Here is a 12,553-nt window from a genome sequence, read left to right on the forward strand (position 1 = left end):
AAGTTGGAAATGGAATACAATCGTCCAATGTTCCGACCGAGATACGTCAAATTTGTATCTGATTCATCGTTGGGAGATTTCCGTCTTAGGGAATCTAGGGACGCATATGTAGGGTTTATCAATAGTACATTAGCTAGTGCTCAGAAAGTGTTGGAGGAATCAATTCTAAAAACTAAGGTTTGCGCAGCCGACGGGAGGTTAGCGCATTTTTCTGAAGCGCCGTGTCTGCGGGGTCCTTCTTTTGACACCTTGTATTCAGTGCTTCCCGGCACTGATTTGTGGTACGTCTACGGTAGTTCCGACGAAATTCATCGGTTTGTGGAGTGCGGAAAATTTTTGTGCACTACGGCTTCCAGATTTGTCGCCTGTACTGAATCGCCTTACACCGACGGAGTGACATCCCAGACGATATGGAAATGGCACAACCAGATCTCACCTGGCTCTCGGCTTTGCCTGAAGGATGTGGAGGCGTTTTTCGCTTTCCTGCCGAATGTATCGTTTTTCAAGACGAACTATTCACTTCTCGAAATCCATGGCATGCATCAGCGCAAGTTTCTTGCCCCAATCCCAAGTTCACGGTTTAGATGCGAAGTTGTCGCGTTTGGTGAGGCCTTTCCGCCGTCGCCTAAGCTCGTACCAGATGCGAAGATTGTCAGCGTTGAGAGGCTTTCTAAGTGGTCCTACGGTAGTTGTTTCCGGTGTTAGATTAGCGCAGAGTGTTGATTGTGGATGTGTATTGCTTTTCAAATATTAATGTTAACTGAATCTTGAGTGTGTTTTTAACGTTATATTATATCATGGGGTTTTTGTATTGTAATATAAAGTAATTCCGGATTGTGATAATTAGTAGTTAAGAATGTCTGTGTGAGGGGATTTCCTCTAGGAAAAATTTGATTTTATACGAAATTAACATCCTTTATTTTGTTGCTAGATTAATATAGAAAACATAAAAATAACAAAGTCGAAAGCACAAAAAACACACTTGATAAGAAAAATACGCGTTACATTTTACATAAATATGATAATTCAACAGAAATTATATTAGATGCATCGCAATACGGTGATAGGGGTGCGGACTTATGAACTTTATTACAAGAGGTTGGAACGAACTGCGTGGCGCACGTCTTCTTTACTCCATCATCTCATCCTTAACAAGTATGGTGGCACCAAAGCGGATCAAGTCTCCTGACCTGAAGTTACCAATCACGCTGGATGTTTTGTCAGTTGGCGGAAAGTTTGCCTTTCCCGCATGAATAATATTGATGAACGCGCGGGTGAGGGGCATCTCGATTTTGGTAATAGTTGCAATTGCCGCGATATCCTCCAATGAGCATAATTCCTCAGAAAAATAACGATGTTCCATGTTGTCAGGGCATGCATAATGCACGTTATGAGGTGATGGTGCGAGGCAATATTCCCTTAGGGTCGCATAATTAGTGCCATATTCATCATTGCATTCCTGCAAGAGAGAATTGAGATGCAACCCACACGCTTTGGCAACCTTCCGGCGCTCTTGGTCTACCTGCTCTTGAACATTGCAAACGTAAGTGTTGGATCCTTCACCATAAAAGAAAAAGTCCGTCTCGGCTCGTGGGGTTCGCTCGTCTAGTTCAAGAAGCCACTGCTCAGCTCTTTTGGTAAGGGAATTGACAGGGTCGCGCAATCTTCCGATGTTCATAACAGCGGCAATCGCATGAGTGATATAGTTGGAAAAGAACAGCACCTGCAATGGTGGGATGGGGATGATCCTAGCCGTAAATAGCTGGGCGAAGATGATCTTGATATCTTCGGGTAAATCGATGACGCCAACATCATTTCGATGAATTGGGAAACACGACAGTCCGAAAGAAGCTTTCATTTCCTTGATGTTGACCTTACATTTTTTTTTATCCGATAGCTTAGACGTTGTGGGCGAATTATCCGTCTCGAGTATTCGCTTGCATTGCAGCTGCCTCTCGTACTTCATGGAAAACCCATGGCCGCAGACGACGAGAATATCCTTTTCTGCGAGTTCACCGTTGAAGTTGGCTAGTTCACTGACGAAGCTGTCGTGAACGTCCGCACGGGTGACAATAATCAGTAGATGGCTGGAGCGAATAACTGCGAGCAGATCATCAGAGGCTGAGACCGTAAATGAACCGTTGATCACTCCCTCGGTGGTGACGACTCCTTCGTTGGCTTTGATTGCTGAGATCGATCCTGGATGATCCGCTGGTGCCCACAGAGCCGTGGAAACGTGCCGAGAGGCGAACCAAGCCGCTAATGCAGTCCCAGCGTGACCAGAACCGAGGACACCTACAGTCAAGGGAAGCGGATGATGACCTGCGGCTGGGACAGGTAGAGAAGTTGAGGATGAAGCGAGAGCCATTATCGAATATTTTGGTTGAGAGAGAATATGAGATATCTGATTGAGTTCCGAAAGGAATTTATGTCAAACGTCAGTTGCGTTGTGGCAAGAAACTCTTGCTGGCTGACAGTGACCTGAGGCGACTTTTGTACGCCCAACAGTGGTTTCTGACGTACGTGCTTAGCTCATTAAAACTCTAGCAGCCGGCGGCTGAGTGGCTCCTTCAACTTTAAAGTTCAATCCATCCCAAAATTAAAACGGCTTGTCCAACGTCATCGCCCCGGTCAATAGCGTGGCTGCCTTAAATTTTGCGCTCCTGATCGGTTTGTCATTTTCCGTAATCAATTGTAAATATCCAGTGTTTGACAGGATATATTGGCGGGTAAACCTAAGAGAAAAGAGCAGTTATTAGAATATTTGTATGTTTGTAAGAGTCGGACTCGAAAAGCCTTCAATGATATCGATACCTTGCAAGGCGCCGAGTGATCAGGCGAATGTGGGCGATCATGATCCATGCCTGTGAGGAGGCGATGGACTTTTCTACGTCTTTTGCCAGTCTTCGGCATCTGCCAAGCCAGGCGAAGGTCCGCTCGACGACCCAGCGTCGTGGCAGCACGTCAAAGCCTTTCGCTTTGTCCGAGCGCTTGATGATCTCGACCGTCCAGCGCCCGATCTTCTTCAGTCGCCGCTTCAGCTTGTCGCCTGCATAACCACCATCGGCGAAGACATGCAGCAACCATGGCCACCTGTGGCGAATGGATTTCAGGAGATCGGGAGCACCGTCGCGATCCTGGATGTCGGCGCTGTGCACCATGAGGCCGACCATCAGGCCGAGCGTATCGACGATGATATGGCGCTTGCGCCCTTTGACCTTCTTGCCCGCATCGTAGCCTCGTATGCCGCCACTTTCCGTGGTTTTCACGCTCTGGCTATCGATCACGCCAGCCGTCGGGCTTGCCTCTCTGCCCTCCAACTCGCGAGCCTCCATCACCAGATGATGGTTGATACGTGTCCAAAGTCCCAGTGCCCGCCATTCATAGAAATATCGCTGGACGGTTGAACAGGGCGGAAAGTCCTTTGGCAGCATGCGCCACTGGCAACCGGTCGTGGCGATGTAAAGCAGAGCGTTGACGACCTCGCGCAAATCAGTGGTGCGGGGACGGCCCAAGCGGCGGGGTATCGGCAGAAAAGGCTCAACCAAAACCCATTCCCGATCCGTCATGTCACTTGCGTAGCGTGCCGTGCGCCGGGCATAGTGCCGACGGGCGATTTCAGTCCAGGCCATCGTGTACTCCTTCGAATCTTCGCAAATCCGAAGGAATCATAACCTGTTGAAATCACCCACCTCTTTTTGAGGCAGCCTCTAAGAGCGTGAAAGACTCATTCGATCGTTCGTTTGTATGTGCAAGCCCCATAGAGCCCGTTCTAGATGCTCGACGGTCCACGCGCTATTGGCATCTCTTCAACTTCCCAAAGTTCGGAAAGCCTGACGACGCAGCAACATTCCAAAGAGATCTCGAGGCTCGTCCGGATCGGCTATTAGGTCGAGTGGGCTGCTGTGGCGTGATCCCTCAACGCGGTCGCGGACGTAGCGCAGCGCCGAAAAATCCTCGATCGCAAATCCGACGCTGTCGAAAAGCGTGATTTGCTTGTCGCTCTTTCGGCCGACGTCCTGGCCAGTCATTACGCGCCAAAGTTCCGTCACAGGATGATCTGGCGCGAGTTGCTGGATCTCGCCTTCAATCCGGGTCTGTGGCGGAAACTCCACGAAAATATCCGAACGCAGCAAGATATCGCGGTGCATCTCGGTCTTGCCTGGGCAGTCGCCGCCGACGCCGTTGATGTGGACGCCGGGCCCGATCATATTGTCGCTCAGGATCGTGGCGTTGTGCTTGTCGGCCGTCGCTGTCGTAATGATATCGGCACCTTCGACCGCCTGTTCCGCAGAGGTGCACGCCTCGATCTGAAACCCGAACCGCTGGAGATTGCGGCTGCAGCGAGCGGTTGCCTCCGGGTCGATATCGTAAAGCCGTATCCGATCGATATGGAGCAGCGCCTTGAAGGCGAGCGCCTGGAACTCGCTCTGGGCACCGTTGCCGATCAGCGCCATCGTGCGCGCATCTTTACGCGCCAGATATTTTGCCGCGATCGCGGAGGTTGCGGCCGTTCGCAAGGCCGTCAGGATTGTCATTTCCGACAGCAGCAGCGGATAGCCGCTATCGACATCGGAGAGCACGCCGAACGCGGTCACCGTCTGGCGTCCCGACTTCGTGTTTTTCGGGTGGCCGTTGACGTATTTAAAGCCGTAGAGGGTGCCGTCGCTCGTCGGCATGAGTTCAATCACGCCGTCCCGCGAATGCGAGGCGATGCGTGGAATCTTGTCGAAGCTTTCCCAGCGCCGGAAATCTTCTTCAATGTAGCCGGCCAGTTGAACAAGGAAGTTCTCGATCCCGGTGCTGACCGCCAAATCCATCATGTTTTCAACACTGATGAACGGAACGATGTTGAGGTTGACAATTGCTGGCATCTTTTGGCCCCCTTTATTGGTTTGATAGACTGCCGGACGAGCCCCGATCACACGGGTTCGGCCGTGATCGCGTACCCGGTAACTACCCGTTTCTTGAGCGTGGGCAGATCCAGCGGGCCGAGGTCTTTAAGCAGGTCGTTTTCTTCGGAAAAGTCGCGTCCGTAGCAGGCGCTTAAAATTCGCACGCCGCTTTCATGCAAAGGCGCCGATACGCCGGCTGCTTTTGCCAAATGCAGGGTGGGGATCAGACCAAAGGGAACGTCTTCGAGCACGTAGCGAGTATCGAGGCTCTTCGGACCTGCCGGGTCGCTTCCGCGCTCGACCAGGATCGATGATATTTCTGAAACCGATTGGCCGGATATGTCGAACGATAATCGGAAGTGATCGAAGGTGGATCGGACCGTCTTGCCGAAAGCGGACGCGATTGCCAGCCTCTCAAGATCGAGCGCTTCCAGGAAGCGCCCGACGGCCGGGGTGACATTGGTGTTCTGACCCCAGTCCTCAGCGCGTTCGATACGCGACAAATTGCAAAGCGCGATTCCCATATGGTCCTGGGGATTGAGGTTGCTCAATGCGATCGTGAGGATGTCGTCCTTAACGTCGAACCGATCGCCGAACAGACCGACGCATGTTTCGTGCGCCCGTCCTGCGAAGCGTGCCGGTAGGGTCGCCATATCGACCTTTGCCCGGATGGCACCGATGTTGAACGTATCCGCTGCCCGCGGCTTGCAGGTCAGCACAGTCGTGCTCCATGCCGTGATTGGAATCTCGATTCCACGCTCGGCCAGCCCCTTGGCGAGGTAGAGCGCCGCAAAGGAAAGATGGGCGCTGATGATCACCGAATGACGTGCGCTGAGGTGCGGCAGAAGAGCGTCGAGAACAAAGCGGTGACCATAGGCTGGCAGTGCCAGCACGATCACATCGGCTTCGGCCAATTCCTCGGCGTTCGTGCAGATGTGCGGGTGGAACTCCATGCTGATAGCACCCGTGATCTTCACCGGCGCGCCGGCAGAGAAATCAGTAGTTCTTTCGCGTGAACGCGACCAGATCAATGGCTCATGGCCATTCTGTAAGAGCAACGCCGCATATCCAATGGCGATCGATCCTGCTCCCGCTATTCCAACCTTCATCTTCTTCCTCCTTGTTTCGAAGGGTTGTCTCGATGCGAGAGGCAAACCTCGATCGCTCCGGGCCACACCCAGTGGTCAAAATGCTGTTGTCACCCGGTCGAACACGCGCCTGCCGAACAGGCTCGCGGCAAGATCGGTCATCAGTCGGGCCGTACGTCCTCGCTCGTCCAGAAACGGATTGAGCTCCGCAAGGTCGAGCGAGGTGACGAGACCGCTGTCATGGAGCATCTCCATGATGAGGTGTGCCTCTCGGAAAGTCGCCCCGCCCGGAACCGTGGTGCCCACCGCCGGCGCAATCCCGGGATCGAGGAAGTCGACGTCGAGGCTGACGTGCAATCTGCCCTTGGCCTTGCTCACGCGGTCAAGAAAGACGCCCAGCGGGCGTACGACGCCTTGCTCGTCCAGAACCCGCATGTCGGCGACTTCGATACCGATCTCGGCAACCCGGCGCCTTTCTTCCGGGTCGACCGAGCGAATCCCCATCATGGATACGTTGCGGGGATCCACAGGCGCTGCCAGCGGCGGTAGCCCTTCGAAGCCAGGCTGGCCCGTATAGTAGGCGACCGGCGTGCCATGAAGATTGCCGCTTGCAGTCGTGTGTAGGGTATGCAGGTCTGCGTGCGCGTCCAGCCAGAGGACGAATTGCTCCTTGCCGAGTTCGGCCGCTCGTTCGGCCACCCCGGAAACGGTGCCGGCAGACATTGAGTGATCGCCGCCGAGAAAAACCGGAAGATCACAGCTGCGGGCCATCTCCAGCGCTTTTTTGGAGAGACTGCGCGTCCATCCCACCATAGCGTCGAGGTTCTTAACAGCGGAATTGGTGTGACTGATTTCGGGCTCCGCCGTCGGCGTCGCATCTCCGAGATCAGTGACGGCCCAGCCCAGTTCCGTCAAAGCTCGCGACAAGCCGGCAGTCCGAAAAGCATCAGGCCCCATCAGGCATCCGGGTTGGGATGCGCCGCTTTGAACGGGGGCTCCCAGGATTTGGCACGTCTTCAACTCATTCTCCTTGCGACGCCGCGAGGCGTTCATTTCTTGACTGCAACTTTGGTCACCACGCTGTGGCGATGGCCGAACGATCACTCATGTGTCGACGCTGAAACGACTTCCTCGGCCTGCTGAGCTGCAAGCATCGATACCGTTAAGGGAACGAAGGGAGGCCGCGGATTGAATAGGCCGACCTCGCCGGCGGTCAGACCGGCGACGGACTTCACCAGTTCGTGCACCGGGTAGCCGCACTGCCTTCCCTGACAGGGACCCATGCCCGCGCGTGTAAAACTCTTCAGCTGGTTAGGGCCTCGGCAAGCGCCACGGACAGCAGCTTCCCTCAACACGCCCGCGCTCAACTCTTCGCACCGGCAGACGATCGTTGCGTCGTCAGGCTGGGTCCGCGCAATATTCGGCGGATAGACTCCATCCAGAAATCGCCGGAACGCCTTTTGCCCGGCATGATGTGCCCTTAGCGGTTTTGTCTCGGCATCCGCCTGAGCGGCCGTCAGGGCGCCGTCACGAAGAAGGATACCGGTCGCGGCGATCTCTCCTTCGATCTCGGCATTGACGGCGCCGCCGATCCGAGCACCGTCCCCGGCTATGTACAGTCCGTCCGGACCTGCGTTCATCCACTCGTCGCGCTCAAGCCGGAACGCTGACTGGCCGACATCCCACATCAGTTGCGCGCCAACCGACACCGCCAACTGATGGCTTGGCACCAGCCCCTCGTGAACAAGAAGGGATTTGACCTCCAATCGGTCAGGCCTGCCGTTTGAAGTTTCGAACCGTACAGTTTCCAGTCGTCCGCTTCCTTCGGCGCTGATTTTGACCACGTTGCGTACGTGCCGAATGCCACTGAACTGCGGTAACCAGGCAATCCCTTTCAGGATTTGGCCGGGCTCCTTTAGCGCCCCGCGAAAACCGCGCAGCGAACGGCTGATGAGACCCCGAGGGGTCGTATCGAGATAAGCGACGGGCTTTGTCCCGGCGAGCCGCATCTGCTGCATGTATAGTAGGGGAAGAGGTCCGCTCCCGACCACGGCAACTGGCCCCCGTGGCAGTTGGCCCGCCGTCTTAAGGAGAATCTGTGCGGCGCCGACCGTCATGATGCCGGGTAGCGTCCAGCCGGTGAACGGAACCGGGCGTTCCTGTGCGCCCATAGCGAGCAAGAGATGCCGTCCCATGACAGAACGAATTTCTCCACCCTTTACATATTCCACCGTCCAACCCTGGCTGAGCCTGCTTACCTGAGCCTCCGGAATGTAGTCGGCGCCGCAGGCCAGGAATGCTTCGATTTGCCGGATGCCGCGTCGATATTCCGCCCCCAGAACGTTTATGACCGGGCTCGTCGCGTTGCGGCCGGCATTACGCCAGATCTGACCTCCGGGCTGTGATTGCGAATCCAGCAAGACGACGGATAGGCCGCCGCGCACAGCTCGCCTCGCGGCGGCCATGCCAGCGGGGCCAGCTCCGACGATCAACAGGTCGGCGCTCGAATGATGGTTCATTTCAGCCTCTTCGGATGGTCATGACGTTCGACCCTCATGCCGGCGTGAACCGTTTGCTGACAGCTTCGAATAGTGCCGATGTCTTCGACGTGCACGACACATTCGAAACAGACGCCCATCATGCAGTAGGGCGCCCTGGGCTGGGCGGAAGGAAAGGAGGTCCGCGTGTGGATGTCGTCCAGACGCAGAAAGACGGCGGCCAGAGGCTCTCCATCGCGAGCGGTCACGAGACGACCGTCGATGGTGATTTCCACGGCTTGGCCGGAGGGAAAGAGAGCTTCACTCGTCACGCCGCGATCCCCATCTTGAATCTGCTGCCGCGGAAAGCGTCGTAGGATGGCTCCCTTCCATCGGCTGCCAACCATTCGGCAAAAGGACCTGCATGCAGAGCGGCAAGGGTGACGCCGGAATGGCATGCGACGACATGGATGCCGGGGTATCGCCGCGACCGATCGTAGACCGGCACCCCGTCCGGGGTCAGCACGCGTAGTCCCGCCCATTGCCGTATGACACGCAACGCGCCAACGTCAGGCATCACATTGATCGCGCGATTGGCGATATGACGCGCGCCGCCAGCTGTCACATCGGTAGACCGGCCCACACGTTCATTCGTAACGCCGAGCTGAAACGTGCCCGTCATGGTCTGACGGATACCGCTGGCGGCGTAAGGGAAGACCGGGGCGACCCGTTCCGTGATGAGAAGCTGCCCCTTTTCCGGGACGAGCAGAAGTGGAAGGTCTAGGCTCTTGGCAAAAGCCATGGAGTCATTTCCCGCTGCAATAATCACCCGCTCCGCTTCTATCGTGAGGCCATCCGTTGCCAGTCGGAAGCCACCAAGCGTGGGCGCGATGCTGTCGACGTGTTCGCCCGTCACCAAGGTTCCACCGAGGCGCACAAATCCCTCCAGCAAAGCGCGAAGGACCAGGAGAGGATTGACGTCACCGTCCATATGACTGAACGACGCTGAACACACCTTCGGTCCGAGACGGATGTCGGGAAGCATGCGCTCAAGGCGCGAGCGCTCCAGCATCTCGAAGCGATAGTCAGGATGAATGGCAGCCATCTTCTCGCCGATGGCTTTTTCTTCTTCCGCCTGAGCTTCCGACACACAGAAGAGCAAACCACCGTTGCGGCGGTACTCCACGTCGACACCTGTCAGTTCTTTCAACTCGGATGCAAAATCTGGCCACAGCTCGGCGCTTTGCCGCGTGATGCGATGATATTCAGGATATTCGTCGCCCTTGCCCTGAACCCAGATCAGGCCGAAATTCGTTCGGGACGCACGCAGCGCATCGTCCGAGCCATCGATGATGATCACCCGGCGTCCCAACTTGGCTAACCCGTATCCAATTGCGGCGCCCACTACGCCGCCGCCAACAATGGCTGTCTCGAACTCGTGATCCATTTAACCTTCTCACAATACGAAGGCTTCCGTGCCCGGGCGAAACGTTCGATCCGTGGCCATTAGCCCCCAGTGAGCCAGACGCATCCTTCAATCCTCGTGCGGTCGGCTATACAGTCTGTCCAGCTGTCGCCGTTTGACGGCCAAGTTTTGAGGACCTTCTTTGCTTCGGTTTCATCAGTCTTGAACAGATGATCACCATGTGAAGCGGGTCGATTGCAGATCTGGCTATCTTGGAATTCTTGCCTTCCAGCTTAGGGATAAGGCGTTGCCGTCCATGCTGCAAGGGCAGTAATAGGTATGCGGCGATGTTCAAATGTTATGAAGGCGGCACGGTCCTAGGGCCGTCGCGAGCCACAGGACGCGACCGGTTAATCTCAGTCACCTTCATCGCCCTCAGTTTCTATAAGCAGGCGAGTCTCATCCGTTCCGATTGATTGCCGTTGCCAATCAATCGGTGGGATATGCAAATTCTCCAAACGGAGTGAGCAGCGTATTCATCGCTGAAATATCGCGATGATCACTCCAGGACGGAGACAGGTTTCATGCAGATCAGAACAGATCGAAATACCCCGCAGGCCGACCAACTGAAGAAGCGAGGGTGAGCGGCAGATGCTTAGAATCGGCGTTGATATCGGTGGGACGTTCACAGATTTTTGCGGGTGGCGTGAAGGAGAGGACAGGATCGTCACTCTGAAGGTCCCTTCGACTCCTCCCGCTTTCGAAAACGGTTTCCGTGAGGGATTTGAAAAACTACTGGAACGGCTCACGCCCGAGCCGGGCGAGGCAGCCTTCGTCATGCACGGCACCACGGTCAGCACGAATGCCGTAATCGAGCGAAAAGGGCCGAAGATCGCGTTCTTCGTAACGAAGGGATACAGGGATCTGCTCGAACTGCAGCGGATCGGCGTCCGCAACCCTCTGAACATGTTCGAGACCCGAACCAGGCCGCTGATCGATCGCGAAATGGTTTTCGAGGTCGAGGAACGATTGCTGCGCGGTGGCTTGGTTCGAACCTCGATCGACGAGGCCGCAGTCGAGGCACTTGCCCGTCGGGCAGCCGACGCAGGTGCTGCCGGCTATGCGGTCGCGCTGCTTCACAGCTACGCCAACCCGCAGCATGAAAAAGCGGTCGCGCGGGTTATCCGTAAAGCGGTCGGCGAGGATGCCGAAGTCAGTCTGTCCAGCGAGATCTGGCCGCGGATCGGAGAATACGAAAGAGCGATCGTCAGTGTGCTCAACGCTTTCGTGAAACGCCGGATGAACGAGTATATCGGTGCGGTCGAAACCTATGTGGCTGAACGGCTGCCGGGGTCGCAACTTTTCGTCACACGCTCGAACGGTGGTGCGATGGCCGCCAGTGAGGCGCGCAACTTCCCTGTGCATACGCTTCTGTCGGGTCCGGCGTCTGGCGTGACGGCTGTGCAATATCTCGGCCGCGCCTTGGGCGAACATAACATCCTCACCATGGACATGGGTGGCACCAGCACTGACATCTCGCTCGTGCGCGATGGCGAAGCTCTGACCTCGACTTCGGCCGAGGTGGGTGAGTTTCCGGTTGTCATGCCAGTTACCAGCATCGAGGCGATCGGCGCAGGCGGCGGTTCGGTCGTCACGATTGATGGCGGGGTGTTGCGTATCGGCCCGCGCAGTGCTGGGTCCTATCCTGGCCCTGCCTGCTTCAGCCGAGGCGGCACGGAACCCACGCTGACCGATGCCTTTTTACTTGCGGGCTATTTGCCTGAAGCCCTTCTTGGCGGCGATATGCAGCTCGATCGTCATGCCGCCGAACGCGCTATGGCGCCGATTGCGGAGACTCTCAAGACGGACGTGCTCAGCGCCGCGGAAATGTGCGTCACCGTCGCAAGCTCGAACATGGTGGCCGGTGTCTTGCCTTATCTCGCACGCCAGGGCGTCGATCCCGAAGATCTGACGGTGCTCGTTTACGGCGGAGCTGGCGCGATCCAGGGGCCGCTCCTTGCGGCCGAGATCGGCGTGAACCGCGTTCTTGTGCCGGCGACACCTTCCGTATTCTGTGCCCTCGGGGGCCTTGTCTCTGATTTGAGCAATGACGCGCTCGAAACCGTCCACGGCCTTGATATCGATGGTTCTCTCATCGCGAAGAAGTTTCAGGTCCTTCGCGAGCAGGGAGCCGAATGGTTATCGCGGCAGGCACCGCCGGAGCGTCTCGTGTCGAAAACGTTCGAGTGCTGGGCTGAGATGCGCTACGTCGGGCAGTCCTTCCAGGTTGACGTGCGGCTGCCGGATACGGCGATCGAAGCGCACGACATTGCCGCAACGCATGCCGCCTTCCACCAAGAGCACGAACGCATCTACAGCCATGCCGACAAAGCGGCGCCAGTCGAATTCGTCGACCTGCGCATGCGCGTGCGTGGATCGATGTCGATACCTCAGCCCACAACACCTGAAACGTCCGGGGCTGGCGGTGCGCTCAAAACGGTTCGTTCGATGCGCTTCCACAACAAACTCATTCCCGAGGTACGCGTCTTCGATCGCGCATCTCTCACCCCCAACGATGCGATCCAGGGGCCGGCTGTCATCGAGCAGCGTGATGCGACGATCGTCGTTCCGCCAGAGTTCGTTGCCCGCGTCGGAGCCTTTGGCGCAATCCTCATGACCCGGAGCTGA

At 56.4% G+C, this 12,553-nt stretch carries 10 protein-coding genes; 2 read left to right on the forward strand and 8 right to left on the reverse strand.

From position 1 onward, the window contains the following. The first annotated feature begins 27 nt into the window (after positions 1-27). The gene (locus PR017_RS28550) at positions 28-705 is read left to right on the forward strand and encodes a RolB family protein (RefSeq protein WP_425070054.1); all 678 of its coding nucleotides are present in this window, start codon (positions 28-30) and stop codon (positions 703-705) included. Between the two features lie 424 nt (positions 706-1,129). Here PR017_RS28550 and nos read toward each other — a convergent pair whose 3' ends face one another. The 8 genes from nos to PR017_RS22275 form a co-directional block, all read right to left on the reverse strand. Further along, positions 1,130-2,368, reverse strand: coding sequence for a D-nopaline dehydrogenase (gene nos, locus PR017_RS22240; protein WP_111221720.1), 1,239 nt, complete (start codon positions 2,366-2,368; stop codon positions 1,130-1,132). Between the two features lie 430 nt (positions 2,369-2,798). Further along, positions 2,799-3,632, reverse strand: coding sequence for an IS5 family transposase (locus PR017_RS22245; protein ID WP_111221719.1), 834 nt, complete (start codon positions 3,630-3,632; stop codon positions 2,799-2,801). A 177-nt stretch (positions 3,633-3,809) separates the two neighbouring features. Further along, entirely contained in the window at positions 3,810-4,874 is a 1,065-nt protein-coding gene (locus tag PR017_RS22250) for an ornithine cyclodeaminase (RefSeq protein WP_161959373.1), read from the reverse strand. 47 nt (positions 4,875-4,921) lie between these two features. Continuing rightward, positions 4,922-6,004 carry an NAD/NADP octopine/nopaline dehydrogenase family protein gene (locus tag PR017_RS22255; RefSeq protein ID WP_111221717.1) on the reverse strand — a complete coding sequence of 361 codons (1,083 nt, stop codon included), beginning with the start codon at positions 6,002-6,004 and terminating at the stop codon, positions 4,922-4,924. A 75-nt stretch (positions 6,005-6,079) separates the two neighbouring features. Then, complete coding sequence (rocF, locus tag PR017_RS22260) at positions 6,080-7,036, reverse strand: arginase (protein WP_080868315.1); 957 nt, start codon at positions 7,034-7,036, stop codon at positions 6,080-6,082. Positions 7,037-7,083: 47 nt separating this feature from the next. After that, the gene (locus PR017_RS22265) at positions 7,084-8,448 is read right to left on the reverse strand and encodes an FAD-dependent oxidoreductase (RefSeq protein WP_425070053.1); all 1,365 of its coding nucleotides are present in this window, start codon (positions 8,446-8,448) and stop codon (positions 7,084-7,086) included. Positions 8,449-8,498: 50 nt separating this feature from the next. Continuing rightward, positions 8,499-8,792 carry a (2Fe-2S)-binding protein gene (locus tag PR017_RS22270; RefSeq protein WP_111221715.1) on the reverse strand — a complete coding sequence of 98 codons (294 nt, stop codon included), beginning with the start codon at positions 8,790-8,792 and terminating at the stop codon, positions 8,499-8,501. After that, positions 8,789-9,907, reverse strand: a complete 1,119-nt coding sequence (locus PR017_RS22275; RefSeq protein WP_111221714.1) for an NAD(P)/FAD-dependent oxidoreductase — start codon at positions 9,905-9,907, stop codon at positions 8,789-8,791. The genes PR017_RS22270 and PR017_RS22275 overlap by 4 nt, the downstream gene beginning before the upstream one ends. A 609-nt stretch (positions 9,908-10,516) precedes the next feature. On the opposite strand from PR017_RS22275, the gene PR017_RS22280 reads away from it, so the two are divergent. Then, on the forward strand, positions 10,517-12,553 hold the full coding sequence (locus tag PR017_RS22280) for a hydantoinase/oxoprolinase family protein (RefSeq protein WP_111221713.1): 2,037 nt from the start codon (positions 10,517-10,519) through the stop codon (positions 12,551-12,553).

This window comes from Rhizobium tumorigenes, assembly GCF_003240565.2.
Lineage (GTDB): Bacteria > Pseudomonadota > Alphaproteobacteria > Rhizobiales > Rhizobiaceae > Rhizobium > Rhizobium tumorigenes.

What these genes read in the sequence shown, in the direction of transcription:
- rocF (WP_080868315.1), bottom strand. Translation starts at nt 7,036, where the DNA reads ATGAACGCCTCGCGGCGTCGCAAGGAGAATGAGTTGAAGACGTGCCAA.
- PR017_RS28550 (WP_425070054.1), top strand. Translation starts at nt 28, where the DNA reads ATGTTCCGACCGAGATACGTCAAATTTGTATCTGATTCATCGTTGGGA.
- PR017_RS22275 (WP_111221714.1), bottom strand. Translation starts at nt 9,907, where the DNA reads ATGGATCACGAGTTCGAGACAGCCATTGTTGGCGGCGGCGTAGTGGGC.
- nos (WP_111221720.1), bottom strand. Translation starts at nt 2,368, where the DNA reads ATGGCTCTCGCTTCATCCTCAACTTCTCTACCTGTCCCAGCCGCAGGT.
- PR017_RS22265 (WP_425070053.1), bottom strand. Translation starts at nt 8,448, where the DNA reads ATGGCCGCCGCGAGGCGAGCTGTGCGCGGCGGCCTATCCGTCGTCTTG.
- PR017_RS22245 (WP_111221719.1), bottom strand. Translation starts at nt 3,632, where the DNA reads ATGGCCTGGACTGAAATCGCCCGTCGGCACTATGCCCGGCGCACGGCA.
- PR017_RS22255 (WP_111221717.1), bottom strand. Translation starts at nt 6,004, where the DNA reads ATGAAGGTTGGAATAGCGGGAGCAGGATCGATCGCCATTGGATATGCG.
- PR017_RS22280 (WP_111221713.1), top strand. Translation starts at nt 10,517, where the DNA reads ATGCTTAGAATCGGCGTTGATATCGGTGGGACGTTCACAGATTTTTGC.
- PR017_RS22250 (WP_161959373.1), bottom strand. Translation starts at nt 4,874, where the DNA reads ATGCCAGCAATTGTCAACCTCAACATCGTTCCGTTCATCAGTGTTGAA.